The organism is Candidatus Nitrotoga arctica, assembly GCF_918378365.1.
Taxonomy (GTDB): Bacteria; Pseudomonadota; Gammaproteobacteria; order Burkholderiales; family Gallionellaceae; genus Nitrotoga; species Nitrotoga arctica.
Window position 1 is genome coordinate 1,238,603 of sequence record NZ_OU912926.1, and the last position, 26,733, is coordinate 1,265,335.

22 protein-coding genes are annotated in these 26,733 nt (G+C 52.6%); 17 read left to right on the plus strand and 5 right to left on the minus strand.

What is annotated here, in order from left to right; all coding sequences use genetic code 11:
• The first annotated feature begins 7 nt into the window (after positions 1-7).
• The 12 genes from MKZ32_RS05610 (at position 8) to MKZ32_RS05660 (ending at position 12,880) form a co-directional block, all read left to right on the plus strand.
• Entirely contained in the window at positions 8-2,908 is a 2,901-nt protein-coding gene (locus MKZ32_RS05610) for a DUF927 domain-containing protein (RefSeq protein WP_239796364.1), read from the plus strand.
• Positions 2,902-3,360, plus strand: a complete 459-nt coding sequence (locus tag MKZ32_RS05615; protein WP_239796365.1) for a hypothetical protein — start codon at positions 2,902-2,904, stop codon at positions 3,358-3,360. The genes MKZ32_RS05610 and MKZ32_RS05615 overlap by 7 nt, the downstream gene beginning before the upstream one ends.
• A 21-nt stretch (positions 3,361-3,381) precedes the next feature.
• A complete protein-coding gene (locus MKZ32_RS05620) occupies positions 3,382-3,579 on the plus strand; it encodes a hypothetical protein (RefSeq protein WP_239796366.1) in 198 nt (65 codons plus the stop codon).
• Positions 3,569-4,096: a hypothetical protein gene (locus MKZ32_RS05625; protein ID WP_239796367.1), complete on the plus strand. Its 528-nt coding sequence runs from the start codon at positions 3,569-3,571 to the stop codon at positions 4,094-4,096. The genes MKZ32_RS05620 and MKZ32_RS05625 overlap by 11 nt, the downstream gene beginning before the upstream one ends.
• Before the next feature lie 98 nt (positions 4,097-4,194).
• Positions 4,195-4,350, plus strand: a complete 156-nt coding sequence (locus MKZ32_RS05630) for a hypothetical protein (protein WP_239796368.1) — start codon at positions 4,195-4,197, stop codon at positions 4,348-4,350.
• 220 nt (positions 4,351-4,570) lie between these two features.
• Positions 4,571-4,915, plus strand: coding sequence for a hypothetical protein (locus MKZ32_RS05635; protein ID WP_239796369.1), 345 nt, complete (start codon positions 4,571-4,573; stop codon positions 4,913-4,915).
• 400 nt (positions 4,916-5,315) lie between these two features.
• A complete protein-coding gene (locus tag MKZ32_RS05640) occupies positions 5,316-5,900 on the plus strand; it encodes a hypothetical protein (protein WP_239796370.1) in 585 nt (194 codons plus the stop codon).
• A 285-nt stretch (positions 5,901-6,185) separates the two neighbouring features.
• Positions 6,186-9,293, plus strand: a complete 3,108-nt coding sequence (locus tag MKZ32_RS05645; protein ID WP_275584255.1) for a type I restriction endonuclease subunit R — start codon at positions 6,186-6,188, stop codon at positions 9,291-9,293.
• Positions 9,290-10,924, plus strand: a complete 1,635-nt coding sequence (locus MKZ32_RS05650; RefSeq protein ID WP_239796372.1) for an HsdM family class I SAM-dependent methyltransferase — start codon at positions 9,290-9,292, stop codon at positions 10,922-10,924. Before MKZ32_RS05645 ends, MKZ32_RS05650 begins: the two co-directional genes overlap by 4 nt.
• Positions 10,917-12,209: a restriction endonuclease subunit S gene (locus tag MKZ32_RS05655; RefSeq protein WP_239796373.1), complete on the plus strand. Its 1,293-nt coding sequence runs from the start codon at positions 10,917-10,919 to the stop codon at positions 12,207-12,209. Before MKZ32_RS05650 ends, MKZ32_RS05655 begins: the two co-directional genes overlap by 8 nt.
• An 11-nt stretch (positions 12,210-12,220) precedes the next feature.
• Positions 12,221-12,343, plus strand: coding sequence for a hypothetical protein (locus tag MKZ32_RS15415; protein WP_275584256.1), 123 nt, complete (start codon positions 12,221-12,223; stop codon positions 12,341-12,343).
• Between the two features lie 213 nt (positions 12,344-12,556).
• Positions 12,557-12,880: a helix-turn-helix domain-containing transcriptional regulator gene (locus MKZ32_RS05660; protein WP_239796374.1), complete on the plus strand. Its 324-nt coding sequence runs from the start codon at positions 12,557-12,559 to the stop codon at positions 12,878-12,880.
• Positions 12,881-13,098: 218 nt separating this feature from the next.
• Here the strand turns inward: MKZ32_RS05660 and MKZ32_RS05665 are convergent, their stop codons facing one another.
• Complete coding sequence (locus MKZ32_RS05665; RefSeq protein WP_239796375.1) at positions 13,099-13,287, minus strand: hypothetical protein; 189 nt, start codon at positions 13,285-13,287, stop codon at positions 13,099-13,101.
• Positions 13,288-13,467: 180 nt separating this feature from the next.
• Between MKZ32_RS05665 and MKZ32_RS05670 the strand changes: the two genes are divergently transcribed.
• Complete coding sequence (locus MKZ32_RS05670) at positions 13,468-17,901, plus strand: DEAD/DEAH box helicase (protein ID WP_275584317.1); 4,434 nt, start codon at positions 13,468-13,470, stop codon at positions 17,899-17,901.
• A 199-nt stretch (positions 17,902-18,100) separates the two neighbouring features.
• Here MKZ32_RS05670 and MKZ32_RS05675 read toward each other — a convergent pair whose 3' ends face one another.
• Positions 18,101-19,303 (minus strand): MFS transporter, encoded by a 1,203-nt coding sequence (locus tag MKZ32_RS05675; protein ID WP_239796377.1) that lies wholly within the window; start codon positions 19,301-19,303, stop codon positions 18,101-18,103.
• A 551-nt stretch (positions 19,304-19,854) separates the two neighbouring features.
• Between MKZ32_RS05675 and ypfJ the strand changes: the two genes are divergently transcribed.
• Positions 19,855-20,709 (plus strand): KPN_02809 family neutral zinc metallopeptidase, encoded by an 855-nt coding sequence (ypfJ, locus tag MKZ32_RS05680; RefSeq protein ID WP_239796378.1) that lies wholly within the window; start codon positions 19,855-19,857, stop codon positions 20,707-20,709.
• 491 nt (positions 20,710-21,200) lie between these two features.
• On the opposite strand, the gene MKZ32_RS15420 is transcribed toward ypfJ, so the two are convergent.
• The 3 genes from MKZ32_RS15420 to MKZ32_RS15665 all read right to left on the minus strand — a co-directional run bounded on the left by MKZ32_RS15420 (position 21,201) and on the right by MKZ32_RS15665 (position 24,501).
• Positions 21,201-22,667 carry a tetratricopeptide repeat protein gene (locus MKZ32_RS15420; RefSeq protein WP_275584257.1) on the minus strand — a complete coding sequence of 489 codons (1,467 nt, stop codon included), beginning with the start codon at positions 22,665-22,667 and terminating at the stop codon, positions 21,201-21,203.
• A 777-nt stretch (positions 22,668-23,444) separates the two neighbouring features.
• The gene (locus tag MKZ32_RS05695; protein ID WP_239796379.1) at positions 23,445-23,735 is read right to left on the minus strand and encodes a hypothetical protein; all 291 of its coding nucleotides are present in this window, start codon (positions 23,733-23,735) and stop codon (positions 23,445-23,447) included.
• A 580-nt stretch (positions 23,736-24,315) separates the two neighbouring features.
• The gene (locus MKZ32_RS15665) at positions 24,316-24,501 is read right to left on the minus strand and encodes an EF-hand domain-containing protein (protein WP_420887760.1); all 186 of its coding nucleotides are present in this window, start codon (positions 24,499-24,501) and stop codon (positions 24,316-24,318) included.
• Positions 24,502-24,523: 22 nt separating this feature from the next.
• Here MKZ32_RS15665 and MKZ32_RS05700 point away from each other — a divergent pair, with 22 nt between their 5' ends.
• The 3 genes from MKZ32_RS05700 to MKZ32_RS05710 are packed head-to-tail and all read left to right on the plus strand — an operon-like array spanning position 24,524 to position 26,733.
• On the plus strand, positions 24,524-25,051 hold the full coding sequence (locus MKZ32_RS05700; protein WP_239796380.1) for an HlyD family type I secretion periplasmic adaptor subunit: 528 nt from the start codon (positions 24,524-24,526) through the stop codon (positions 25,049-25,051).
• Positions 25,041-25,646: a TolC family protein gene (locus MKZ32_RS05705; RefSeq protein WP_239796381.1), complete on the plus strand. Its 606-nt coding sequence runs from the start codon at positions 25,041-25,043 to the stop codon at positions 25,644-25,646. Before MKZ32_RS05700 ends, MKZ32_RS05705 begins: the two co-directional genes overlap by 11 nt.
• A gap of 52 nt (positions 25,647-25,698) precedes the next feature.
• On the plus strand, positions 25,699-26,733 hold the full coding sequence (locus MKZ32_RS05710) for an IS630 family transposase (protein ID WP_239796382.1): 1,035 nt from the start codon (positions 25,699-25,701) through the stop codon (positions 26,731-26,733).

Here is a 26,733-nt window from a genome sequence, read left to right on the forward strand (position 1 = left end):
TCGGCTCATGAAAAACAATATAACACCCGAGTTGATCCGTTCCGCCCTGCACTTCATTTCAGCAAAACTGCCCCGCGATGAATGGGCGCGGGTGGGAATGGCGATCAAGTCAGAGTTTCCAAATTCAGCCGGCTGCAATCTGTTCACTGACTGGAGTTCAACCGATGAAGGCTATGACCCGAAGGCCACGCGTTCCACCTGGCAAAGCATTAAGGCAGGCGGTGGCGTGGGCATTGGGACGCTGTTGCACCTGGCCAAACAAAACGGCTACAACCTGCCCAAGTCAGTCCAGGCCCCAAGTACACCAGACCCGGAGATAGCGGCCCGTCTGGCCCGCGAACGGGCCGAACGACAGCAAGCCGAACAAGCCACACGACAGGCCGCCCACGCCCATGCAGCCAATGAAGCGGCGCTACTATGGGAGCAAGCCAGCGAAACCGGCGAAAGTCCCTATCTGACACGCAAAGGTGTACATCCCTACGGCGTGCGCTTTACGTCTGACGGCTGGTTACTGGTGCCCATGCGCGATGAAGCGGGAAAGCTATGGAATATGCAGCGCATCGCACCTGCAAAGCATGTAGACGGTGGCCCTGATAAGTTCTTTTTGAAGGGCGGACGCAAGTCTGGCCTATATCATGTGCTGGGGTCTGTGGCCAGCGATCTCGCCCGGCCAGCGGTAGTGCTGGTGGCGGAGGGCTACGCCACGGCCGCAAGCTTGCATGAAGCCACGGGCCGCCCGGTTATTGTGGCTTTTGACGCTGGCAATATGGCGCATGTTGTCAAGCTACTGCGCAAGCAATACACCACTGCTTTGCTGGTGATATGTGGCGATGATGACGCGCAAAACTTGTCACGCACTGGCAATAACCCCGGTCGTGACAAGGCTAGCGCGGCGGCCCGATCCGTGCAGGGGCTTTCGGTGTTTCCTTCGCCTCTGAGCGATGGTGGCAGCGACTTTAACGACTTACACCAGGGAGCGGGACTGGAAGCGGTGTGCTGTATCGTGGAGGCTGCAATAGATGTGCACCAGGCAAGCCAAACGGTGGCCCACGCTGCGCAATTGGACACGGAAAGCGGAGCCAGCCAGAACAAACGGAGCAAGCCCAGCGGAGCCGATGATGCTGGTGGTGATCGCGCCCATGATCCATTCACTGTTAGCGCTTCTGGCGTGGGGTTTACGGGTGCTGACCAAGACGGCAAACGCAAGCCCCCTGAGTGGATTTGCAGTCCCTTAAAAGTGGAAGCATTCACCCGTGACCAGGACGGCAACGGCTGGGGCTATTATTTGGTGTTTGACGATCCATTAGGCAACGAAAAACGGTGGGCAATGCCCGCCCGTATGTTGTCCGCTGATGGCGGTGAATACCGTGCCATTCTGTTGAATATGGGTTTGCGTATCGCTACAACACCCCGCTCCCGTAACCTGCTGACTTACTTTATTCAGACACGCACCCCTGAAGAATTTGCAAGCTGTACCGACCGCATTGGCTGGCATGGTCTGGCCTTTGTGTTGCCCCGCGAAACGATAGGGGATCATGCTGAACGTATTGTTTTTCAGAGCGATAACGCTGTAGAAAATACATTCAAAGTCAAGGGTACGGCTGAACGCTGGCGGGATGGGCCGGGGGCCTTGTGTGTGGGTAATTCGCGCCTTTCTTTTGCTGTGGCCAGTGCTTTTGCCGGGCCACTATTACGCCCGGCGGGCATGGAGTCCGGCGGCTTTCACTTCCGGGGCAATTCATCCAGCGGAAAAACTACGGCACTGAAACTGGCTGCGAGTGTGAACGGTGGGGCGAACTACCTGCAACGGTGGCGAGCGACCGATAACGCTTTGGAAGCTATTGCCGCTCAACATAGCGACTGCCTGCTAATTCTGGACGAACTAGCACAGATTGATCCCAAGACGGCAGGCGAATGCGCCTACATGCTAGCGAATGAACAGGGCAAAGCCCGCGCAACCCGCGCCGGGACTCCACGCACGCGGCAAAGCTGGCGGGTGCTATTCCTAAGTGCGGGTGAGGTGGGGCTGGCTGACCACATGGCAGAAGGACAAAAACGTGCCCGTACCGGGCAAGAAGTGCGTATGGCAGACATTCCAGCGGATGCCGGGGCTGGTCTGGGGGCGTTTGAGAATTTGCACGGATACGCGAGCGGAGCTGCCTTTTCGAAACGCATTACAGATCTAGCACAAGCCATGTACGGGGCACCGGGCCGCGCCTGGCTGGAATGGTTGACTACCAACGCGGACACCATTAAGGGCAGCATTCGCGCCAAGTCTAACGCCCTGGCCGCGCAGATGATCCCCAAGGATTCAAGTGGGCAGGTTGAACGCGTGGGGGCGCGCTTTGCGCTGGTGGGTGCGGCTGGTGAGATGGCCACGGCGGCGGGTCTGACCGGCTGGCCAGTGGGTGAGAGTGAGCGGGCCGCTACGGCCTGCTTTAATGCTTGGCTGGCAGCCCGTGGGGGCAACGGTAACGGCGAAGTGGTGGCCATGCTCCGAGCCGTGCGGCGCTTTCTTGAAGCCCACGGCGAAGGCCGCTTCTCTATGTGGCATCGGAGCGCAGACGATCACGCCCCCAAGACTTTGCAACGTGCTGGCGTGCGGCGTATGTTGAACGCTGACGGCAAGCCTATTAAGACCAATAACCACCACGCCATTGAATTTGGCGACAAGATGCCAGCTACCTTGGGTGAGGATGTGAGCTTTGAATATTTCATCCTTGCTGAAACATTCCGTGCAGAAGTGTGCCAAGGCTTCGATTATCAGGCCGTATGCCGTGTCTTGCTCGATCATGGCTGCCTTTCTCCTGACAAGGGCCGCCCGTTCGATTGCAGACCTCGTTTACCGGGTGTTGGGCCTGCTACCTGCTACCGGATCACGCCCGCGATATTTGATCTGGAATGTTAAGAATAGATTTAAGTTTAAATAACCCGGTTGAACTGGCTGCCAAGCTGGCAAACGGCGACCCTGACCAGCGCGTTTTGCGCTGGGCGGAAGAGGGCTTCGCGGTGTTTTTTCGGCATGGTGGCATGATCCCACTTGAACGGTGTTTGTGCTTGCCAGGGGCACAAGGATTGCGCCTAGCACAGCGTAATATCTGGCTGGTTCAAGCAGCAAAATTGTTACCTAATGTGCAAAGCCTGGTGCATGAATACGATACGTTTCTAAGCAGTGGGCCATGGCGAGCCTGGCGTGGATTGAGCGCCGCTCCTGATGGCACAAGTAAGCTGCGAATAGCATTATTTCATGCGGCAAAAGCTACCAACGGTAAGAGTCTTTCGGTGAAGCAGATGCGGCGCATCGTGGGACATAAATACACCCAGCAATGTCCCCGACAAGATTTTATTATTCAAGCTTAATGAACGCTACCAGAGGTACAAATGAAAATTAAATTTCTTCAACAGTGCGATAACGGACTAAGAATTTTTCAACCCGGGATCGTTGCCTTTCTGCCTGATGCAGAGGCTGAAATATTGATACAAAATGGCACCGCCGAACTTGTGGCGCTTCGCTCTACCACTCCCATCCGAATGAGTGTTGCAATTGACTACAACGAGGAGAATAAGCATGGCGTTTGACTTCCAATTTTTTGCAAAAAGCCTCAAGGGATTTGCTGCCGAATTGAGCCAAGTTAGAAACAACATTGAAAAGCTTGAGCGCGAGCGTGAAGATATTCTTTATGCACCTGCCTGCCGTTCTGATGTGACCGCTGGTATGACAGCATGGGCCGAGCGGCGGCGTGTGGAGTACGCAGGACGCTTGGAGAAAATCTTGAGAGCATTAATCAATGTTCCTGGGACTGCCTCTGATCCCGCTCAAGTGGACGTCCGGCTTAGAACTGCGGGTCTATCGGGAGATGGAATCCAGTTACATCACATCGACATCGATTTGGCGATGGCTGGTTTATTTGGAAACCTGCTAAAGGAGTCACTGCAAAAAACTATTGATGCCTTGCCTTGGCCAGCTAATGCTGGGCTGCCGATGTCTCAAAGGGGCAATGAAGTTGCCAATATAGATGCACAATTGATAAAGCTCAGAGCGACTGAAGCCAAGCTAGTGGATGACGCCAAGAGTGCAGGCATTAACGTCGAATAATTGTATTTTAATCACGCAAGCCGAGAGTCGGAGCTCATAGGTGCGTGCAGAGCCATACCGTTAGTTCGATTTGTTCGGTGCAGTGTGGTTTAGAAATAATGGGCTTCGACTGGTATCCGTTGTCTGCTGCAACGGGCAGTGCATTCCAGGTATGCAATCTGATCGTACCATTTGCCGTTTCTGGTGGTAGTACTCACCATTTTCTGCTTCTGATGGTAGCGCTCAGTCATACGGCGATGCGCATTCCTACTTAAGATCATCTTCAGACGTCCACGGACTAACCTGGGCGGCTTTTAATATGCTGACCATACGCAACTACCCAACCTTATTTTTAAAGCAAGCGTCGGCTTGTAGATCGGTCACGTTTTAATCAAACATAACGGCCAGTTTTATTATTTGCAGAAGTTACGATCTTTTGATTCTCCGTACTATGTTTATTCCGTTACCCACATACATTAAAGAAAAGGAAGAGTGATGCAAACAGCATTAAAAATATCATTGGAGCATCCCGAAATTGCAGAATTTTTCCGTGCCCAGGGAGCGGCTGCAGAACGCGCCCGCATCCAAGCTATTGAAGCCCAGCTTATTCCGGGCCACGAAGCGATGATCAATAGACTAAAGTATGACGGCAACTCCACCGCCGGTGATGCCGCCCAAGCGATTCTTGCAGCTGAATACATTACCCGCTTCGCAGGGCAACAACACTGTCCAGGCGATGCCGTCCAGCCAGTGCTTGCAGTGAATAAGCTAACCAACAGCGACCAGACGGAAGCACTGGCCAGCGATGCGCCGCCCTTCTTGCCATGGTTCCATCTTTGATGTTTATCTATGCTGCGTTTTATTCAGTCCCGCCGCCGGTAGGCGGGGCCTGCGGGAACTTTCTTCGCGCTGCAAATCACGCAATACCTGATTTCATACTCCCAGAAAAAGAATCACCATATTCCCACGGACGAACATGGAATAAATTGCCCTCAGTTGTCGCACGGACTGAGGGCGACTGCGGACAAATAAAATTCAATGCAATCAATATTGTCGCACTGCCCTCAGTTGTCGCAGTCCAAACACAATACCTCGATGACCCCTCATCTAGGTACTTCCACCAAACCGGGTGGCAAGGGTAATTCGAAGCCCGAAGTCGCGCTAGTGAATAAGTTTTTTTATTAGGTTAATTAGTGATCAATCCGAGCCTTTATGGTTCATTTTTTACGTTAGGTAAACCATGCAACAAAAAGAACTTGCGAAGCTACTAGGCGTATCCACCTCCATAGTTTCTCGCCATGTAAAAAGAGGCATGCCCACGGATACCATTGAACGTGCCGAAAAATGGCGCAAACGGCATCTTGAACCAGGCCGAGTAAAGGGCACACGCTTTACATCCATTCCTAATCCGGCACCCACGCCAGCAAAACTGGCCAGCCCGCCTGATGCTGAGTTCTACGTGTCGATGGCTAACGTGGAAGAAGTGGCGGACTTGATCGATAGCGCTCTGACACGTGGCAATCAAGACACGGCCGCAACTCGAATAACGCAGTTACGCGGGCTGCTGCGACAAATCCAAAACGATGCCAGCATGCGCCTATCTTTACGCGTGTGGCTGGCACTGGTTGATTACATGCTGCATGAAGAAGCAGAGATACGCCATGCTCCCGACATATGGACACCCTTAACACCTGGCGAATTTGGAGCGCGTGCCTGCCCCGAATTCCCGTGGCCCGTCCAATGTGTACTTTATGACGCCTGCGACTGGGATGACAATGCCATTCATGGTTATCCAGAATATCCCGGTGACGACGATGATGATTAAAGAAGAGGCGGCGAAATGATGCGAAGAATTCTACCGGTGAGGTAGCATAAATTTTTGAGGGGTAACTTTCGGGGTAACTCTGAAAATAAAAAAGCGTATAATGCCTGTCTATAAGGCTTGCAGCGCGTTATTCGGTAGGCGCCGCCCCACCAATCTAAAGGTCTCCAGAAACCACCGGGGATCATTGCAGCCAAGCCATTTCAGTGGTTTGGCTGTTTCTTTTTGTGCGCCCGGAAGGGCACACTTACTTTGAGGTGAAAGTCTTTTACAGGGAGATTTGATCTGATGATTTTTAGTGAAGACTCAAGAGTCAAAATCCCATGCATTCTGCATCTGGTGCGGCTTGGCTACCGCTACCTCTCGCTCAAGAATGCCGTATGGGACGAAGAGACCAATATCTTTCCAGACTTGTTTCGTGCCGCCATCGCCCGGATCAATCCCGGCATTGAGAGTGACGACATCGACCGACTGTTGACCGACGTCAAACTCCTACTGGATAACGAAGACCTCGGCAAAGCCTTCTACGAAAAGCTCACGGAGCGCTCAGGTAACTGGCTGATCGACTTCGAAAACTTCAGCAACAACAGCTTCCATGTCGTCACCGAGTTAACCTGCAAGAATGGCGACGACGAGTTCCGGCCGGACATCACCCTGCTCATCAACGGCATGCCGCTGGGCTTCATCGAGGTCAAGAAACCCAACAACCGCGAAGGCGTGCTGGCCGAGCGCAACCGCATCATCACGCGCTGCCGCAATCCCCGTTTCCGTCGCTTCATCAACATTACCCAATTGATGGTTTTCTCCAACAACATGGAGTACGAAGACGGCTCGCCGCAGCCCATCGAGGGCGCGTTCTATGCCAGCCCCTCGTATGACGCGCCGATCTTCAACTACTTCCGCGAAGAGGAGGAGCTGAATCTGGCAGACCTGCTGGCCGACGAGGATGACGCGCTTGAAAACGAGGTGCTGCGTGACAACAACCTCAACGTCATCAAGCACAGCCCTGAATTCATCAGCAATAAATCGCTGGACTCGCCGACCAACCGGATCTGCACCTCGCTGTTCAGCCGCGTCCGCTTGTCGTTCCTTCTGCAATACGCCCTAGTCTATGTGAACGAAGCCGACGGTCTGCATAAGCATGTCATGCGTTATCCCCAGATCTTCGCCACCAAGGCAATTGAACGGAAGCTGGATGCCGGTGTACGCAAGGGGATCATCTGGCACACCCAGGGCAGCGGCAAGACCGCGCTGGCCTACTACAACACACGTTTTCTCACCGACTACTTCCAGCGCCGGGGCATCATCTCCAAGTTTTACTTCATCGTGGACCGGATCGACCTACTCACCCAGGCGCAGCGGGAGTTTGCTTGTCGTGGGCTGACGGTGCACACCATCGACTCGCGCGAAGCCTTTGCCCGTGAAATTAAGGCGACCCAAGCCCTGCACAACCACTCCGGCAGGCCGGAGATCACCGTGGTTAACATCCAAAAGTTTCAGGATGACCCGGATGTGGTTCGTACCGAGGATTACGACGTCAGTATCCAGCGCGTTTATTTTCTCGATGAGGTGCACCGCAGCTACAACCCGCAGGGCAGCTTTCTTGCCAACCTGAGCCAGTCCGACCGGAACGCCGTCAAGATCGGTCTCACCGGCACGCCGCTGTTAGGTGACGACTACAACTCCCGCGCCCTGTTCGGCGACTACATCCACAAGTACTACTACAATGCCTCCATCGCTGACGGCTACACCCTGCGCTTGATCCGCGAGGAGATCACTACCAACTACAAGCTTTCACTGCAAGAGGCTCTCGCCGCAGTGGAGCTTCAGCAGGGCGATATCGACCGCAAGCTCGTCTATGCGCACCCGCGTTTTGTCGAGCCGATGCTCGATTACATCATCCGCGACTTTGAAAAAAGCCGAAGTGCGCTGAACGACGCCACCATCGGTGGCATGGTGATCTGTGACAGTGCCGAGCAGGCCCGGCAGATGTTCGAGATCTTCAATACGGTCTATGCGGCTCAGCCCCAGCCTTCCTACGTAGCGCAAGACTCGGCACAAGAGTTAATCGCAGCCCGTCAGCCTGACAGTTATGCCGCCAGAATGATGCTTGAAAACAAGGCCAAAAACGGCGCGCTGATCCTGCACGATGTTGGCAGCAAGGAGGAACGCAAAGACTGGGTAGAGGACTTCAAAGCAGGCAAGATCGACCTGCTGTTCGTCTACAACATGCTGCTCACCGGCTTTGATGCCCGGCGGCTGAAAAAGCTCTACCTCGGCCGGGTGATCCGCAAGCACAACTTGCTCCAAGCACTCACCCGTGTCAACCGCCCCTACAAGGATTTTCGCTACGGCTACGTCGTCGATTTTGCTGACATCCGCAAGGAGTTCGACGCCACCAATAAGGCCTATTTCGACGAACTGCAAGCCGAGTTGGGCGACGAAGTGGAGCATTACTCCAACCTGTTTAAGTCCTCCGAGGAGATTGCTCAGGAAATCGAGGCAATCAAGGACATCCTGTTCAGCTTCAATGTCGAAAACGCCGAGGAATTTTCACGGCAGATCAGCCAGATCCAGGATCGCGCCACGGTGCTGGCCTTGAAAAAAGCATTGGCCGATGCCCGCAGCCTCTACAACCTGATCCGCCTGCAGGCCGAATACGGACTCCTCCAGCAACTCGATTTCCAGAAACTGAATCAGCTTTACCGCGAAACCTGTAATCACCTTGACCTGCTCAACCTCAAGGAAAGCATCGAATCCAGCACCGACACCAGCAACCTGCTCAATGTCGCCCTCGAAGACGTCCTGTTCATGTTCACCAAGATCCGAGAAGAGGAACTGGTGCTGGCCGACAAGCTGAAAAACACCCTGCGCCAGACCCGCGAGGCTCTGGTTGACAACTTCGACCCGCAAGACCCCAAATTCATCACCCTCAAGGAAGAGCTGGAGCGGCTGTTCAAGAAAAAGAAGCTGAACGAAGTCACCCAGGAAGAGATGACTGCCAATATCGGCGCGCTCAACGCGATCCACGACAAGGTTAAGGAACTTAACCGGCAGAACAATCAACTACGTGCCAAGTATCTCGGAGACGCCAAATACACACGCATCCATAAACGCCTGCAAGAACGCGGGACAATCATGGAGACCGAGCGCAGCCTCTGCGATGCGCTCTCCGGCGTGAAGCAGCAAGCCGACGAGCAGGTATTGCAGAACACCCAGCTTCTGGTGAACGAAAGCTACTTCGAGCGGATGATGATGCCGCTCGTGATCGGCGAATTCCAGACCCGTAAGAAAATCAAGCTCGACCCGGACGCCGCCCACACCATCAACCATCTGGTGGTAGCCGAATACATGAATGAATTTGTCTCAGGCACCAGAACAGGAGCACGCACTTGATCACGCAGGATTTTGAAATACGCACCCGACAATTGATCGACAACCTCAAAGCGATCTGTGCCGCCTATGGACTCGGCAACGACGGCAACGAATTCAAGATCATCACCCAGGTCTTTCTCTACAAATTCCTGAACGACAAGTTCGCCTTCGAAGCTAAGAAGATCCGGCCGGCGCTAGCCCAAGCCGAAAGCTGGGAACAGGCTATCGTGAATTTGAGTACCGACGATCTGGAAATGCTGCAACTACAGATGGGCGCAGACACCGCACGCCTGAAGCCCGAGCACTTCATCGCCCACCTTTTCGGCCGCCAGAACGCGCCGGACTTTGCCAAGCTCTTCGACGTCACCCTGCGCGACATTGCCCTAACTAACAACGACATCTTCGCCGTCAAGACCGACGGCGGCGCCAAAATCACCCTGTTCGACCGGGTGAGCGAATTCATCACCGATCCATCAAAGCGCGACGCCTTCTGCCGCGCCCTCATCAACAAGCTGGTGGAATTCAGTTTCGAGCGCATCTTCACCCAGAAATACGATTTCTACGCCGCGCTGTTTGAATACCTCATCAAGGACTACAACAAGGACAGCGGCGGCAAGTACGCCGAGTACTACACCCCACACGCCGTGGCCAAGATCATGGCCGCCATCCTGGTGCCGGAGGCGGTGCGCGGCAAGGTGAGCAACGTGAGCTGCTACGATCCTTCCGCCGGTTCTGGTTCACTCTTGATGAACCTGGCTCATGCCATCGGCGAGCAGCGCTGCGCCATTTACTCGCAGGACATTTCGCAGAAGTCATCAAGCCTGTTGCGCCTGAATCTGATCCTGAACAACCTGGTTCACTCCATTCCCAACATCATCCAGGGCAACACCATGCTCCACCCCTATCACCGGGAAGGCAAGGCACTGAAGAAGTTCGACTACATCGTCTCCAATCCGCCCTTCAAGATGGATTTCAGCGATTTCAGGAATGAGCTGGACGCCAAGGAGCATCAGGAACGCTTCTTCGCCGGGGTGCCGAACATCCCCAAGCAGGCCGTCGACAAGATGGCCATCTACCAGCTCTTTTTGCAGCACATCATTTATTCGCTGAAACCTGGCGGCAAGGCGGCGGTCGTGGTGCCCACCGGCTTCATCACCGCGCAAAGCGGTATCGACAAAAAAATCCGTGAACATCTGGTGAACAAGAAAATGCTCGCCGGCGTGGTCTCCATGCCCAGCAACATCTTCGCCACCACCGGCACCAATGTCTCCATCCTGTTCATCGACGACGCCAACAAGCAAGGCGTGGTGCTGATCGATGCCTCCAACCTCGGCACCAAGATCAAGGACGGTAAGAATCAAAAGACCCTGCTCTCCGATGCCGAGGAAGACCGCATCATCGCCACCTTCAATGGCAAAGAAGCGGTGGAGGATTTTTCGGTGGTGGTGAACTACGACGACATCGCAGCCAAGAATTATTCCTTGAGCGCCGGGCAATATTTCGACGTGAAGATCGAATATTCAGACCTCACCCCTGCGCAGTTCGCCGCGAAAATGCAGAGCTTTACCAGCAATCTGGATAAGCTGTTCAAGGAATCGGCGAGGCAGGGGCAGGAGATCAGGAAGCAGTTGGCGGGGTTGAGGTATGAGTAAGTGGCAGACAAGCAAACTTGGTGACATTTCCGAGATGTGTCTCGGAAAAATGTTGGATGAGAAAAAGAATAAAGGTGAGCTTGAGCCTTACCTCGCCAATATCAATGTCAGATGGGGAGGATTCAATTTCTCTAACCTGAACAAGATGCGGTTTGAAAAAAGTGAGCAAGAGCGGTATGGCTTGAGACATGGCGATCTTGTAATTTGTGAAGGTGGCGAACCGGGACGTTGTGCTATTTGGAAAGATGAAGTGCCTGGAATGAAAATCCAGAAAGCACTTCACAGGGTGCGAGTTCGCGGTAGCCATAACAACGAATTCGTCTATTACCGACTGTTGCTTGCTGGAAGAAATGGAGAGCTCAGTAAGCATTTTATAGGTTCAACCATCAAACACCTCACCGGCGTTGGTCTCAAACAAGTCGAGTTCCCTTATCCGTCAGTCGAAGAACAGCAAAAAATCGCCGCAGCCCTCTCCGCCCTCGATTCCAAGATAGCCTGCAACAACCGCATCAATGCCGAACTGGAGGCGATGGCCAAGACACTGTATGACTACTGGTTCGTGCAGTTCGACTTCCCCGACGCTACCGGCAAACCCTACAAATCCTCCGGTGGCAAGATGGTCTACAACCCCACCCTGAAACGGGAAATTCCGGCGGGGTGGGAGTCTGGACCACTTTCAGAATGGATTGCATGTAACAAAACAGGTGATTGGGGAAAAGAGTCAATCGAAGGGAACTACACGTTACAAGTTGACTGCATACGCGGAACTGACATCAATGGCTTGAATGGAGCTGGAGGCACATCAGCACCCACTCGCTTCATACTCGAAAAAAACAGAGACAAAATCCTTGAGCCTTTTGACTTCGTTATAGAAATATCTGGCGGAAGCCCGACCCAATCAACCGGTCGAATGGCATTCGTTCTGGCTGAAACGATCAATAGATTTGTGCACCCAATAATCTGTTCAAATTTCTGCAAAGCTATCTCGCTAAAAGACAACGCCTATTTTTTTAACTTTGCCTACGAATGGCAGTCTGCATACGACAACAAAATTTTGTTTGGCTGGGAAGGAAAAACAAGCGGGATAAAAAACCTATTGTTTGATGCATTCGTTAGTAAGTATCTCGTGTGCAAGCCGCCTCAAAAACTCGCTCAGCGATTCTTAGAGTTTGTAAGTCCGTTGCAAATTAAGAAACAAAAGTTGTTGCAGGAAAATGATGAACTTGAAGCCTTAAGAGACTGGCTCCTGCCCATGCTGATGAACGGTCAGGTCACGGTGGCGTAAATGAGGGTGCCATGACCGAGCGCGACAAGAAGCCGACCCGCAACCGCAACGCCAAATTCCTGATCTTCACCGGAGAGGCTGACGAATTGCACTCTGCTGAAGATAATACAACCACTTCGGAGCGCAAAACATGAACAACCCTGCTCAATCCCTTATTGACGGGGGGGCCGGGATACCGTGTTTACCTTGCCAAGGATGGTGACACACTCATCATCTTGTTTGGCGGTGGCACCAAGCGCGGCCAGCAGAAGGATATTGATAAGGAAAGGCATTGCACCACGAACACAAGGTGCGAAAGAAGGTAAAGTCTGCCGCCAGAAAAATTTAAAAAACAAAGAGGTGATCACATGGCACTAACTCGTGATTTTAAACAAACAGTTATTGAGCGCGTTGAACGCGATCCTGAGTTTGCAAAAGCACTGCTTGATGAAGCGGCAACTTTGTTTCTGAGTGACGAACCGGAAACGGCGCGCCTCATCCTTAGTGACCTCGTGAATGCCACGGTGAGATTTGAACAGTTGGGCGTGCTGACTGACAAACCCAGCAAAAGCCTGCACCGCATGCTATCGCCCAAAGGCAACCCAAGCATGGATAACCTCGCTGCAATTTTTGGTGCTATCCGTGCGCGTTTGAAAGTTGGAATTGAAGTTCATACGGTTGAATTAGCATAGCAAGTTGCTTTTCATTTGTTGGGTACGAACTGTGCTGACTCCATTCCTGCGGGACGCCGGTTCAATTCCCGAACGTGCATTCAATCCAAGTGCATCCGAATACGCTGTGGGGTATTATTGGAGGAATGGTGCGACGGTGTCCGCAGACATTTTGGGCGTTGTGGCCGGAGGTAATGTGTCGCAAGACAACTTGAGCATTGGTCGTTGCGAGATATATTTCATCTGAACGACTTGTAAGCGATGTATCTTAGATATTCGCGGATTACCATCACAAAGGGATCATCCACATCCCAATCGAACTTGCCTTGGGGGTTTTCATCGTTGACATATTGCATCCTCAGGTGCTTCGGCTCAACCGTATAAGAAAGCATAGAGGGAAGTCTAGCGGGTAATTGTTTCTTGTCCATGATCCACCACCAATCTATAGTGAAGTTGCATGAACTTTATATCGGCTTCAGCAAAGCTTTACTTAGCCACATCACCAATCAGGCATTCAAATTGCAGCCGTGCGCGAATGACTGTAACCGTTAGCGTGGATCGATTTCCGATATGGGGAACTTACTCAGCGCCTGTACCATCTATTGGACATGCATACATCCTCTAGTGCCGCGAACCGGAAAAATTTCCATCCAGCCGTAATTGCTTGGTTTGACGCTACTTTCTCAAGTCCTACGGAGGCTCAACAGCAGGCATGGCCCCTTGTTCGCAATAGCAAAACGACATTGATCGCGGCGCCGACTGGCTCGGGCAAAACCCTGACCGCCTTTCTGGCAGCTGTCGATGCTCTGGTATGCGAAAGTAGCGAAATCGGTCTGCCTAACGAAACGCGCGTATTGTACGTCTCGCCTCTTAAGGCGCTGTCAAACGACATTCGCATCAATTTGCTCAATCCGCTGGAGGGCATCGACCGAGAATTGAAGGCACTCGGCCTACCACCGCATGGCATCCGCACTGCTGTACGGACAGGGGATACGACTCAGCCGGAGCGTAACGCGATGCGTCGGTGCGCTCCGCATATCCTGATTTCGACACCAGAGTCGCTATACGTGCTGCTCGGCTCAGATAGCGGGCGCGCGATGCTGGCCACCGTGCGGACAGTAATCGTTGATGAAATCCATGCCGTGGCTGGCAGCAAGCGCGGCAGCCATCTGGCGCTCAGCCTCGAACGCTTGGATGCGTTGTGCGCACGAGCCCCTGTCCGGATTGGTTTGTCGGCCACCCAGAAGCCGTTGTCAGCAGTGGCAGAATTCCTGGCTGGCGTGGGACGCGAATGCGCGATCGTCGATGTCGGCCACGTGCGCGAACGAGACCTCGGCATTGAATTGCCTCCGGTTCCGCTTGAGCCGATCATGTCCAACCAGGTATGGGAGCGGGTCTATGACAGATTGGCGGAGTTGACCGTCCTGCACCGCACCACGTTGGTTTTTGTCAACACCCGACGCATGGCCGAACGCATTGCACGTCACCTGGCCGATCGGCTTGGTTCGAAACACGTTGCAGCTCACCATGGCAGCCTTGCCAAGGAATATCGGCAGGACGCTGAGCAGCGTCTCAAGCGGGGAGAATTGCGGGTATTGATCGCTACCTCATCGCTGGAACTGGGGATCGATATCGGCGATGTCGATCTGGTGTGCCAGATGGGTTCGCCACGCAGTATTGCTTCGTTTTTGCAGCGCGTGGGGCGGTCTGGACACCACGTCGGTGGTCTTCCCAAAGGCAGGTTGTTTCCGACTTCACGTGACGATCTCATTGAATGTGCTGCACTGCTCGATTGCGCTCGTCGCGATGAACTGGACGCGTTACGCATTCCTGTTGCTCCGCTTGACGTGATGGCACAGCAAATTGTCGCTGAAGTGAGCAATCGCGAATGGGGAGAAGACGAGCTGTTCGACCTGATCCGCCGGGCTTCGCCCTTCGCCACACTGGAGCGCGCGCAGTATAACGCGGTTCTGCGTATGTTAATTGAAGGCTATACCGGTCGCCAAGGGGTACGTGGGTCATATCTGCATCGTGACAGCGTCACGTCCACGCTGCGTTCCCGGCGTGGAAGCAAACTGACAGCGGTCACCTCTGGCGGCACCATCCCCGATAATGCTGACTTCACTGTCATTCTTGAGCCTCAGGGGTTCAACGTGGGGACAGTCCACGAGGATTTCGCCAGCGAGAGCCTGGCGGGCGACGTTTTTCAACTTGGCAATACTTCGTATCGTATCCAGCGCATCGAGGCTGGCAAGGTACGTGTCGAGGACGCGCACGGCGCTGAGCCCAACCTGCCATTCTGGTTGGGCGAGGCCCCCGGCCGCAGTGATGAACTATCGTTTGGCGTCTCCAGGTTGCGGGGCGAGATCGACCGTCTCCTCGGGGAAAAAGATGATGGCGCGGAAGCAATTGAACATGCCGTCGATTGGCTTTTCGAGCACCTCGGCCTCGATGACAACGCCGCCCGTCAAATAGCGGAATACCTGGCCACTGCGCGTGCCGCGCTGACGGCGCTGCCGACCAGAGACACCTTGGTACTGGAGCGGTTTTTCGACGAGTCGGGTGGTATGCAGCTGGTGTTGCATTCTCCGTACGGCAGCCGCATCAATCGCGCTTGGGGTCTGGCACTGCGCAAACGCTTTTGCCGCACTTTTAATTTTGAACTGCAGGCAGCCGCGACTGAAGACGCCATTGTGCTGTCCTTGTCCGATGGACACAGCTTCGTATTGAGTGAAGTGTGGAAATATCTGCGTTCGAGTAACGCTGAGCACGTGCTGACTCAGGCCCTGCTTGAGGCACCGCTGTTCAATGTTCGATGGCGTTGGAACGTCACCACCGCGCTGGTTCTTCCCCGCTACAGCGGTGGTCGCAAGGTGGCACCGCAAATACAGCGCATGCGCAGTGACGACTTGCTGGCCGCCGTATTCCCCGACCAGGCAGCGTGCCTCGAAAACATTGTCGGCGAGCGCGAACTGCCGAGCCATCCCCTGGTCGATCAAACCTTGCAAGACTGCCTGCACGAAGCGATGGACAGCGAAGGCTGGCTGGTGCTGTTGCGGCGCATGGAAGCAGGCGAGGTTCGGCTGCTTTCGCGCGATCTCACTTCGCCGTCACCGTTGGCAATGGAAGTGCTGAGCGCCAGACCGTATGCTTTCCTGGATGACGCACCTCTGGAAGAACGCCGTACCCTTGCCGTCAGTTCCCGCCGCTGGAGCGATCCGACGTCTCCCGACGACCTGGGTACCCTCGATGCCGGCGCCATTGAAGCGGTGGCCGGTGAAGCCTGGCCGCGTGCGATCAACAGCGACGAGATGCACGAGGCATTGATGTCATTGGCATTTATCACGCCGAAGGAAGCAATGGCCAATGAAGGATGGAGTGAATGGCTGGCGGAACTGGCCGCTAGCGGTCGTGCTGCCGTTTTCGCCAGCGCTGACGGTAGCGGCCCGAATGCCTGGATCGCGCGCGAACGGTTATCCTGCCTGCAGGTCGCCTATCCGAACGGCCGTTCCGCGCCGCCAATGACGATGCCGAATGACCTTTCCGCGAGTGACGCCGAGGCATGGACGTCAAATACCGCGCTGGTGGAAATTCTGCGCGCGCGTCTCAGCGGTTTTGGACCACAATCGATTGCCGACATTGCCGCCACACTCTGCATGTCGGAAAACGCCACACTAATCGGGTTGGCACAGCTCGAAAATGAAGGGTATGTCATTCGCGGCAGCTTTACGCCTGGGGCGGTAGCCGAAGAATGGTGCGAACGACATTTGTTGGCGCGCATACACCGCTACACCATCAAGCGCTTGCGGCGCGAAATCGAGCCGGTCGAACGGCAGGATTTCATGCGGTTCTTGTTTGAATGGCAGCATTTGGCGGAGGGCGCGCAGCTTCAGGGCAGCGACGCGCTGCCGCAAATTCTGTCCCAATTGGAAGGCTATGAGGCTGCAGCCGGGAGCTGGGAGAGCGAGTTGCTGAGACTGCGAATGAAGGACTACTCGACCACATGGCTCGATGAGCTGTGCCGGGCCGGAAAAATCGTCTGGACGCGAGTGGGCGCACCTTCGTCATCTGCAGGCGGCCCGGTGCGCGGCACACCGCTGGTACTCCTGCCGCGCCGGCAGCTGGGCTTGTGGCACGCGCTGCCGGCGGTCGCAAGCGAGGTGGAGGTTTCCCCGCGCGGTGTACGTGTACTCGACGCATTGCGCCAGAACGGTGCGATGTTTTTCGATGAATTGTCGAAGGACGCGCGGCAGCTGCCGGTCGAACTCGAAAACACGTTGGGTGAACTGGTGGCCACCGGTCTGGTCAATGCAGACAGCTTCGCCGGCTTGCGTGCCATGTTGTTATCAGCCCATAAACGCGCCAAGTCTAGAAAGTGCGGCCGCCGCGGCGCGGCTCCAACGATGGAGGAAGCAGGCCGCTGGGCATTGGTACGCCGCGCGGACGCCGTCACGATCACCGAGCGTGTCAGTGAGATCAATGCCGATACGCAGGAAGGTGGCATCGAGAAAAACGATGAGGTCGTGGCCGTCGGCGAAGCGCTTAAGCGTGTCGCGCGGCAGCCGGTGACGCGCAAGCCGAAAACCGCCCCGGATACATTGGAACATATTGCCATGACGCTTCTGCGTCGTTATGGGGTGATGTTCTGGCACATGCTGGAACGGGAGCCCTCGTGGCTACCTTCCTGGCGCGAATTGCTTTCTGTGTATCACCGACTGGAGGCTCGCGGCGAGGTTCGTGGTGGTCGCTTCGTGGCCGGCCTGTCAGGAGAACAGTTCGCCCTACCTGAGGCGATTCCTCTGTTGCGCGAAATGCGCCGGCGTTCGCACGACGGCAGCTTTGTCTGCATCTCCGCAGTCGATCCGCTCAACCTGTGCGGTACCTTGCTTGCAGGCGCAAAAGTACCGGCGCTGGCTGCCAACAGGGTGCTGTTCCGCGACGGAGTGCCCGTGGGGACATCGATTGCAGGCGTGTTCAATTATCTTCCCGCGCACGACCCTGCTGAGCGTGAATTGATCCATTCGCGTCTAATATCCCCTTAGTACCTCTTTTTAGTGCGGCAGCGAGTTACTGGTTCTATCGCAGTCAGTAATCGGGCGCGCGTGTTTGCTTTTTTCTGCTGCGTGTTCCGGTTCGGAAAAACATGTTTGCATGACCTGACTCCTCTGCGAACAACCCCGGGGGTGTTTTCTAAAATCTAGATCCAAAATCATTAGAACAGGTGGATAAATCAGCGTTTCCCTAGCGTAACTGTTGTAGATTCAATTTGCGCAATTTAGGTGCCAGACGCGCCGTCGCTGCGACGATAGCCAAAGACATTACCCCGCCAAATATTACAGAGGGAACTAATCCCATCACCCGGGCAGCCAAACCTGATTCGAAAGCGCCCAACTCGTTGGACGAGCCGATAAAAATGCCGTTGATCGCAGAAACACGACCGCGCATAGCGTCTGGCGTCATTAGCTGCATAATAGTGGTACGCAGCACCATCGAGACCCCATCGCACATGCCAGAGAGCATTAGCAAGAGGGCCGCCACCCAAAAATGGCTGGTGAGGGCGAACAAAATGATGCATACACCAAACCCGGCCACAGCTGCCAACAATATCCTGCCCGCATTCTGGTTCACGGGATAGCGTGCAAGTAGGACGCCGGTGGCGATTGCGCCTATTGCAGGTGCTGCGCGCAGGATGCCTAAGCCTTCCGGACCATAATGGAAAACATCGTGGATAAATACTGGCAACATAGCGACCGCGCCGCCGAATAACACAGCGAACATGTCCAACACTTGCGCGCCCAGAATGATCTGGTTGCTGAACACAAAGCGCAGCCCCTCCGCAATGCTGGAAAATACCGGTGCGCTCACAGCTCTCGGTGGCTCTGCGATGCGCAGCATGAATAAAGAAGCGGCGGCACTGATGCTGAGGATCGAAGCCACCATGTAAGCGGTAGTAAGGCTGGCCCAACCAACCAGTATCCCGCCCAACGCAGGACCAAGCACCATCGCAGACTGAAAAACCGAACTACTGATACCGGCGGCACGCGCATAGTGCTCACGCGGCAAAGTCAGAGCAAGCAGTGCGTTGTAAGAAGGCCCGATGAAGGCGCGGGCGATGCCACCAGCGGCGATAGATGCATAGATCCACATTACCGTGTCGCCCGCTATCCCGCCGCTGGCTATAAACACGAGCACCAGCGCATTGCAACTTAGCACGATGCTTGCCAGCACACCAAACATTCGTCGGGAGTGATGGTCTACGACATAACCCGCGAATAGCGCACAACAAAAGTAGGGAATGACTTCCGCCAATCCGACCAGACCCAGCGCAAAAGGGTCGTGCGTTAATTGATAGATGTGCCAGCCGACAACCACAGCGATCATCTGGTAGGCCAGCGAAATCTGAAAGCGGAAAATTAGCAGCTTGATAAAGCTGCTGTTGCGCAATGGAGATGTCAAATGCGGCAACCAAACTTGATGGCTAGGTCGACGAGAGTGCTCCGCACTTGTTCAATGAGAGCGATTTGATTCGGCATAACTCGACTTCTATTTCTATTGTTTGGATTAGCTAAAGAATACGCCACGCACCGTGGCGATGCAATTGTAGTTGAAAATCCTACTTCCCCGATCACAACACAGCGCCGTTCGCCGAGTCACGATTGCTGTTAAACCGGTTAGGTATTTCTGCAATGTGATGTCGCCAAAAGTGTACCAAATGGTGGCTGTAGTCTCCAGTTTAAATATGACGATTAAACGATAGTTGTGTTGGTGGATTTTTGACCACATAATCTACGTATCCTGCTTAATTTTTAAGCGTAAGTAAACAAAGGTGATTACCAAGGTCGTATACGCAAAGATAAGGCGGATGCATTTTCGTGAACATCTCACCCTGAGCGAAATTCAGCGACGAACCAGTTTGTCGCCCAACCCGTTTGCTACGTGCATAGTTATAATCCATTTCATGAAATAACCACCAAAAATTTGGACGCTGATAAATCATGCTGCTAGACAATGAAAGAGAAAGTGAAAATATTGAGGATCGTCGTGGCGGTGGCGGGCTTATTAAAGGGATTGGTATTGGTAGCGTCTTTCTTGCCTTGATTGGAAGTTATTTAACCGGCATAAACCCGGCCACTTTGTTGGGCTTGATGGAGCAGACGGCCCCTGTTCAGCAGGTTAGCGCGCACAAGCCTGCAGCAAATGACAAGACAGCCGTTTTTGTGTCGAAGATTCTAGCGGAAACGGAAGATACATGGGGTGAAGCATTTGCGGCAAAGGGCAAGGAATACCGCAAGCCGAAGCTAGTGCTTTTTACCGGTAGCACAACAACTGCATGCGGCAACGGTGCCGCTGCCATGGGACCGTTTTACTGCCCGTTGGACAGCAAAATCTATATCGATCTATCGTTCTTCTCGGAACTTCAAAATCGTTTTCATGCGCCGGGTGAATTTGCTGAGGCCTATGTGCTGGCGCATGAGGTCGGCCACCACGTCCAGAACCTTCTAGGAATTTCCGCTAAGGTAAATGCCGCCAAACAGCGGGCATCAAGCAAAGCGGAGGCGAATGCTGCGAGCGTAAAACTGGAGCTACAGGCAGACTGTTATGCCGGAGTTTGGGCGCGGCGCACGGATAGTCAGAAACATATTCTCGAACCCGGTGAAATTGAGCAAGCTATTGCGGCTGCCACCGCGATTGGAGATGATACTCTCCAAAAGAAAGCACTTGGGTATGCCGTGCCTGAGACCTTTACTCACGGATCATCGACACAACGTGTCGCCTGGTTTAAGCGTGGGATGGAAACCGGCGACCCGGCTCAGTGCAATATATTTGCAGCAACTAGGCGAAGTAATTGATCTCAAGGTTAGAAGGGTGGATTCAAGCTTGAAGTGGTTGGAGAGAAATGGGGGGAAGCATCAAACCAACTAGATGCCTATTGGGTGCGAGTAGACTTCAACACGGGCGGGTGGAAGGCCGAATTTACCGCGAGCACGGTCATTCGCGCATTGCACCCATGGATAGGGTCATTAACCAAGCCCATGGCTTGCATGAAGGCTGATCAAGCTGCCCTGCCGCGCCTGCGTCGTGTTGGCTGTAAAAGTTTTATCAGGGTCAGATTCAGGAAGTAGCGGCAGCGCGCCTCTGCGACTGGAGAGGCACCAAAATCAAGGCCAACACCTGGCCAGGGAAAAATGTCAGATCAGATTGAGACTAGTTCAGATTAAGGCGTAAGGTCCTTCTTAACATTGTCCCTATATTCCGTATTTCTTACCGCGCCAATTATGCGGCATCCTTCATAGGTATCGTAAACGAGTTATTCTCAAACTGCATCGAGCTCATAATTTATTCAATCGCATCCTATGAAGTTTTTCTGCTGACAGTCACTTGTCATTTTCTGTGCTTTTGAAATTTGCTGAGCTGACATTTTTTTTGCTACGAGATTGCGATTCTCCATTGCATTTGAATCGCCCAATGCACCGCCAAGATTGAACCACATGTATGCCAGAATATAGTCCTGCGCAACCCCACGCCCATTGTCATACATGGTGCCGAGATTGTTTTGCGCACTTGCATCCCCTTGTGCGGCTGCCAATCGATACCACTTGACTGCTTCTGCGTACTCCTGCGCAACACCTTTTCCTTCGGAATACAAGTCGCCAAGATTTAATTGTGCATCTGCATGACCTTGCGCTGCTGCCAGACGATACCATTTTGCTGCTTCTGTGTAGTCCTGCGTAATACCGTGACCATATTCATACATAAAGCCAAGGCTGTATCGCGCATTTATATCCCCCTGCGCTGCAGCTAGTCGATACCAACGGAGTGCTTCACCATAATTCTGCGTTACGCCTTTCCCATCGTAATACAGGTCGCCAAGATTCAATTGTGCATCTGCATAACCTTGCGCCGCTGCCAGGCGATACCACTTCACTGCTTCTGTGTAGTCCTGCGTAACACCGTGACCATTGTCATACATCACACCAAGATCGTATTGTGCAATTGCAACCCTTTGGACTGCTACTAATCGATACAACTTGACTGCTTCTGCGTAGTCCTGGGCAACGCCCTTACCTTCGTTATACATCACACCAAGATTCAATTGTGCATCTGCATAACCTTGCGCCGCTGCCAGACGATACCACTTCACTGCTTCTGAGACCTCATCCGTAACACCCTGCCCGTTGTCATGCATCAAGCCAAGATTGTATTGGGCTTTAGCGTACCCTTGCGTTGCTGCTTGGCGATACCAACTGAGTGCTGCTGAGTAGTCCTGGGCAACGCCCTCACCTTTGTTATATAACAAGCCAAGGTTATATTGGGCCTTTGCGTACCCTTGCATTGCGGACAGACGATACCACTTCACGGCTTCTATGTAGTCTTGTTTAACACCATACCCCTTCGAATACTTCACACCGAGATTGAATTGGGCAATTGCTACTTTCTGTACTGCCGCCAGCCGCCACCACTTAAGTGCTTCGGTGTCGTCCTTTGCAACACCTTTCCCCTTGTTATACATGTCGCCGAGATTCAATTGGGCATCTGGATCCCCTTGCGCTGCTGCTTTTCTGAACCAGAGCAATGCTTGACCATAGTCCTGCTTAACGCCCTTTCCCATCAGATACATCATGCCTATAGCGTTTCGATAATCTGTATTTCCCTGAGATTCATATAAACGGTACAATTTAAAAGCTTTTTTGTAGTCGCCTTTCTTATACGCAGTATGAGCGGCATTGTAATCTTCATATTGCCCAGCCCACGTAGTACTAGTAGTCAGCAATACCGCAATAAGGATAGAAAGTAGAAGTGGTTTCATTAATTGTCTTGTCGTTTAGCAGCTGGGGGTGGCTATAGTGTAGCCCATCAAGAACTTACAAACTCTGAGATAAATTGCAATGCATAACCTTAGAACTATATTCTGCGGATTCAGTTCGAAGTGCAACAGCTAAGGTGGCTGGGTGCAGCGCATTTTTATCCCGAGTAAGTACTTCATGCGGTGATCTAACCCAGCACCGGCGTGGCTGGTTGAGTCACTCTGCCGCCCGCTGCACTTGCTCCTCGGTAATATCAGTTAACTTCATGTTCTTGGGAAACTACTGCCGGAATACTCCATGACTATTTTTAGTCCTCGCTTTCAGGAACTGTATGGATGCGCGAAATAAATTGAAGCCTGTAGCTCTGCTGCGATGCTTTCATACTCAGCAAATTATTTTGCCGTTATCGAAAATGATGGTGTGGCATTTGTATTTATGGGGACTCAATAAACTCGTTGTCAAAGTCGTTACACCATAGCTATGTTTACTGCGTATGGGTCCCGCCAACACATAGTGTGACTCTTTTTAGGCAACGTGTGACGAGAGGAGTTGATAGTATAATTACAAGCGCACTGAAAGTTCGTAAATAATCCGAGCTGGACGGTCTAGTTTTCAATTTTGAGCTACAAACTAATATAGTTTGCTAGAAAGATTGATGTTATTTTACGACACCAATAAATTGGGAACCAGCTCAATCAAATACGAGTGATGAGCTGGTAGTGGATTTGAAAGAATTGAATTTTGAAATTCAATGGATATGCTAGGAAACTATAGTGCGTTCAGCGGGCCTTTAAAACTTCCTGGGCGTCCTTAACGACGTTTAAGGTGAACTCAGGGTCGTCATTATCCGAGAGAATTTCATCAATAAATAATTGGATGCGTTGCTTCGATTCAGGATTAAGATGGTAAATCTCTCTAAAAGCAGCAGTAAATAAGAGCGTATTTCTTTCGTGATTTCGAATAGATTGTTTTTTATATTCATTTACGAGATCGCTTGTTTCCTTGGTGAAGGATAACAATTCTTTTAGAGCATCTCTAAATTCGTTATTCAGTTCATTCTGAACGTCCATGTAGGTTTCTTTCGTTGTTGTTGAGGTCACTTCCCTGTGAGGGGTAAGAATAGATAGAGGTAGGTTTTATTTTACGATATTGAATGCCACACGCTCAAATTTGGGCGAAGAGAAACCGCCCGAAGACGATTTGATTAGGAGGTGCTAAGTAAGTTCGGTAATTTATTTCGCTGTTATGTATGCCAGAATTCCAGAGTATTTTTAGCTCAAGCAAGGCGCGAGTAAGTCTATTGCCATCTTAAATCATGAAATCGCAGCCTCTAAGAAAAATCTACGCATTATTTCTTCGTTGTTGTGGTACGAGAATAGTAATGGGTCTAAGCAATCTGCAATAATTTAAGCCTCACTCTTCTCCAGTTTGCAATGGAGTAACAAATCTGCCGAAGCGGGTGTAAATACTTCAATTGCCGGAATTTGGAGTCCAACAGCACGAGTTGTTGGAGCTATCGGCAGACCTAGCTTCGCGCTTGGGATTGGCGCTGTCCTGTTTGGAACGTGCCTTATTGGAATCCATATCGCTATCGCTCATTCTAGGGAAGCGCTGATTAATTCGCGTTTAAAAATTTAACATATTTAAGAATCAATTGGTTACGCGCGAAATTCCGCGAAATTTTGAATTAATCAGCGTCTCCTTAGTACTCTTTTCGCTCATCATTTTCTTATATGAAGCTTTCATTTCTTCGGAGCTGAGTTGACCATCACCATTCGCATCCATTTCTTGAAATTTCTTTGCCCCGAAAGCTTTGGATTCGCTTTTGGTAATTATCCCGTCAGCAGCTTATGATCAAATGACCGAAGGGAATAAGGCAGCGGCCGCTTACCAACAAGACGCTTTGCGCTCGGATGCCCATAGCAAGCTCTTGAGGCTTACAGCACCCGTGGATGGGACGGTGCAACAACTGGATGTCCATACAGTCGGCGGCGTGGTGTCTGCTGCCAAGCCTTTGATGCAGATTGTTCCAAAAGAAACCCGAGTCGAAGTGGAGACCTTTCTCGAAAACAAGGATGTGGGGTTTGTTCAGGAGGGGCACACTGCCGAGATCAAGATCGATGCCTTCGAATACACCAAATACGGCACCGTCACTGGAAAGGTCATACATGTCTCGCGTGACGCCATTGCGGACGAGAAGAAGGGATCGATCTACTCAACCAAAATCACGCTGGATAAGGCGACGATTGCCGTTGAAGGTAAAGAAATGCCCTTGTCCGCTGGCATGTCAGTCAACTTGGAAATCAAGACGGGCGAGCGGCGCATTATTGAATATGTTCTGAGCCCCTTGATGCGGCATAAGCGGGAAAGTCTCAATGAGCGTTAGGCACCAAATAAATCCAGAAAATTTGATCAACACGGAAATTGATGGACAGCAAAGCAACCAAATTGGTTGCACTGTCACCTGTCTGCGAAATGTCATCGGAGCCGTGTTGATGGTTATTATGCTACCCGCGTTCGCTTTCGATCTTGCTGCACCGTTTATCGATCCGTTGCAAACTGTTCCGCTGATGATCAAGTCTGGTGTGTTGCTGCCCGGTGATAGCCAACCGGTGCCATGCCCGATCAGTAAAAATTTTTCTAGTCCGTTGGCGTTGGCAGAAGCCGTCGATCTGGCCTTGTGTAGCAACCCGCAGATCAAGGCAGTCTGGGCCGCGATAAAAGTACAGGCTGGCGCTCTAGGCGAAGCGCGCGCCGCCTATCTGCCGACCCTGCCGGGTACGACGAGTCTTCTGAAAACTCATACCAGTAATCCAGGATTGAATCTCCCTGCCACGACAACGAATGGATACGCGATCTCGGGTACCTTGGCTTGGCGCCTCTTCGATTTTGGCGGCAGAGAAGCCAACCGAGAATCAGCCAATAGCCTATTGGTCGCTGCGATTGCGAATCACGATGCATCGTTGCAAAAGGCATTATAGATCCGGCCATTAAATAGTTTGAACTTTTGGTGATTTTGCATGCCATAGTTGCATGGAAAAAATAGACGCCAGAACCCTCAAAGACGAAGCACTGCATGAACGCCGCAGGCAAGTTATCCGGCTACATAAGCGTGGTGGCACCCCCGCGCAAATAGCTCAAGTTTCGGAGTTGAGCTACCCCGCTGTAAGGAAGATCATTCGACTCTATGAAACAGGCGGCACGGCTGGAATAAAACCCGGAAAGCGAGGCCGTCGTGCAGGTGAGAACCGCAGCCTGTCCGAAGAACAAGAGCGGCTATTGCAACAGTTCATTTGCGAGAAACGCCCTGAGCAGATGAAAATGGATTTTGCGTTGTGGAATCGTGCCGCGGTAAGTCAGTTAATCAAGCAGGAGTACCATATTTCCATGCCGATCCGGACGGTAGGGCATTATCTCAAACGTTGGGGATTTACACCCCAAAAGCCAATCAAGAAAGCGTACGAACAGCGACCGGAGGCGGTAAAGCAATGGCTCGACGAGCAGTATCCGGAGATTGCCAGGCGCGCCCGTACCGAGGGCGGAGAAATTCACTGGGGTGATGAGACGGCACTGGTTAATACCGATGTACGCGGGCGTGGTTTTGCGCCTAAGGGAAAAACGCCGGTGGCCTATGCACCCGGTACGCGGCAGCGGCTATCGATGATTGCCACTGTAACCAACAAAGGCTGTGCACGTTGGCAGATTATCGACGGAAATTTCGACTCGGATCGGCTCATTGAATTCCTTGAACTACTGATCAAGGATGCGGGGAGAAAAGTGTTCTTGATTCTGGATAATTTGAGAGTGCACCACAGCAAACCCGTGAAGGCTTGGCTGGAAAAAAACAAGGAAAAAATCGAATGCTTCTATTTGCCCAGCTACAGTCCGGAATTGAATCCGGAAGAGCGGTTGAATTCAGACTTGAAGCAGGCTATCGGATCGAAAGTGCAGGTGCGTACCAAGGAGAAATTGCGTGCCGCTGCCAACGATCACATGACAATGCTGGAGAGCAACCCTAGACGCGTCGCTTCTTACTTTCAAGACCCACGCGTAAAATATGCCGCTTGA

Bases quoted from the DNA above. Each gene is read 5' to 3' on its own strand.
- MKZ32_RS05610 (WP_239796364.1), top strand. From the start codon at position 8: ATGAAAAACAATATAACACCCGAGTTGATCCGTTCCGCCCTGCACTTC.
- MKZ32_RS05615 (WP_239796365.1), top strand. From the start codon at position 2,902: ATGTTAAGAATAGATTTAAGTTTAAATAACCCGGTTGAACTGGCTGCC.
- MKZ32_RS05620 (WP_239796366.1), top strand. From the start codon at position 3,382: ATGAAAATTAAATTTCTTCAACAGTGCGATAACGGACTAAGAATTTTT.
- MKZ32_RS05625 (WP_239796367.1), top strand. From the start codon at position 3,569: ATGGCGTTTGACTTCCAATTTTTTGCAAAAAGCCTCAAGGGATTTGCT.
- MKZ32_RS05630 (WP_239796368.1), top strand. From the start codon at position 4,195: ATGGGCTTCGACTGGTATCCGTTGTCTGCTGCAACGGGCAGTGCATTC.
- MKZ32_RS05635 (WP_239796369.1), top strand. From the start codon at position 4,571: ATGCAAACAGCATTAAAAATATCATTGGAGCATCCCGAAATTGCAGAA.
- MKZ32_RS05640 (WP_239796370.1), top strand. From the start codon at position 5,316: ATGCAACAAAAAGAACTTGCGAAGCTACTAGGCGTATCCACCTCCATA.
- MKZ32_RS05645 (WP_275584255.1), top strand. From the start codon at position 6,186: ATGATTTTTAGTGAAGACTCAAGAGTCAAAATCCCATGCATTCTGCAT.
- MKZ32_RS05655 (WP_239796373.1), top strand. From the start codon at position 10,917: ATGAGTAAGTGGCAGACAAGCAAACTTGGTGACATTTCCGAGATGTGT.
- MKZ32_RS15415 (WP_275584256.1), top strand. From the start codon at position 12,221: ATGACCGAGCGCGACAAGAAGCCGACCCGCAACCGCAACGCCAAATTC.
- MKZ32_RS05660 (WP_239796374.1), top strand. From the start codon at position 12,557: ATGGCACTAACTCGTGATTTTAAACAAACAGTTATTGAGCGCGTTGAA.
- MKZ32_RS05665 (WP_239796375.1), bottom strand. From the start codon at position 13,287: ATGGACAAGAAACAATTACCCGCTAGACTTCCCTCTATGCTTTCTTAT.
- MKZ32_RS05670 (WP_275584317.1), top strand. From the start codon at position 13,468: ATGCATACATCCTCTAGTGCCGCGAACCGGAAAAATTTCCATCCAGCC.
- ypfJ (WP_239796378.1), top strand. From the start codon at position 19,855: ATGCTGCTAGACAATGAAAGAGAAAGTGAAAATATTGAGGATCGTCGT.
- MKZ32_RS15420 (WP_275584257.1), bottom strand. From the start codon at position 22,667: ATGAAACCACTTCTACTTTCTATCCTTATTGCGGTATTGCTGACTACT.
- MKZ32_RS05695 (WP_239796379.1), bottom strand. From the start codon at position 23,735: ATGGACGTTCAGAATGAACTGAATAACGAATTTAGAGATGCTCTAAAA.
- MKZ32_RS05700 (WP_239796380.1), top strand. From the start codon at position 24,524: ATGACCGAAGGGAATAAGGCAGCGGCCGCTTACCAACAAGACGCTTTG.
- MKZ32_RS05705 (WP_239796381.1), top strand. From the start codon at position 25,041: ATGAGCGTTAGGCACCAAATAAATCCAGAAAATTTGATCAACACGGAA.
- MKZ32_RS05710 (WP_239796382.1), top strand. From the start codon at position 25,699: ATGGAAAAAATAGACGCCAGAACCCTCAAAGACGAAGCACTGCATGAA.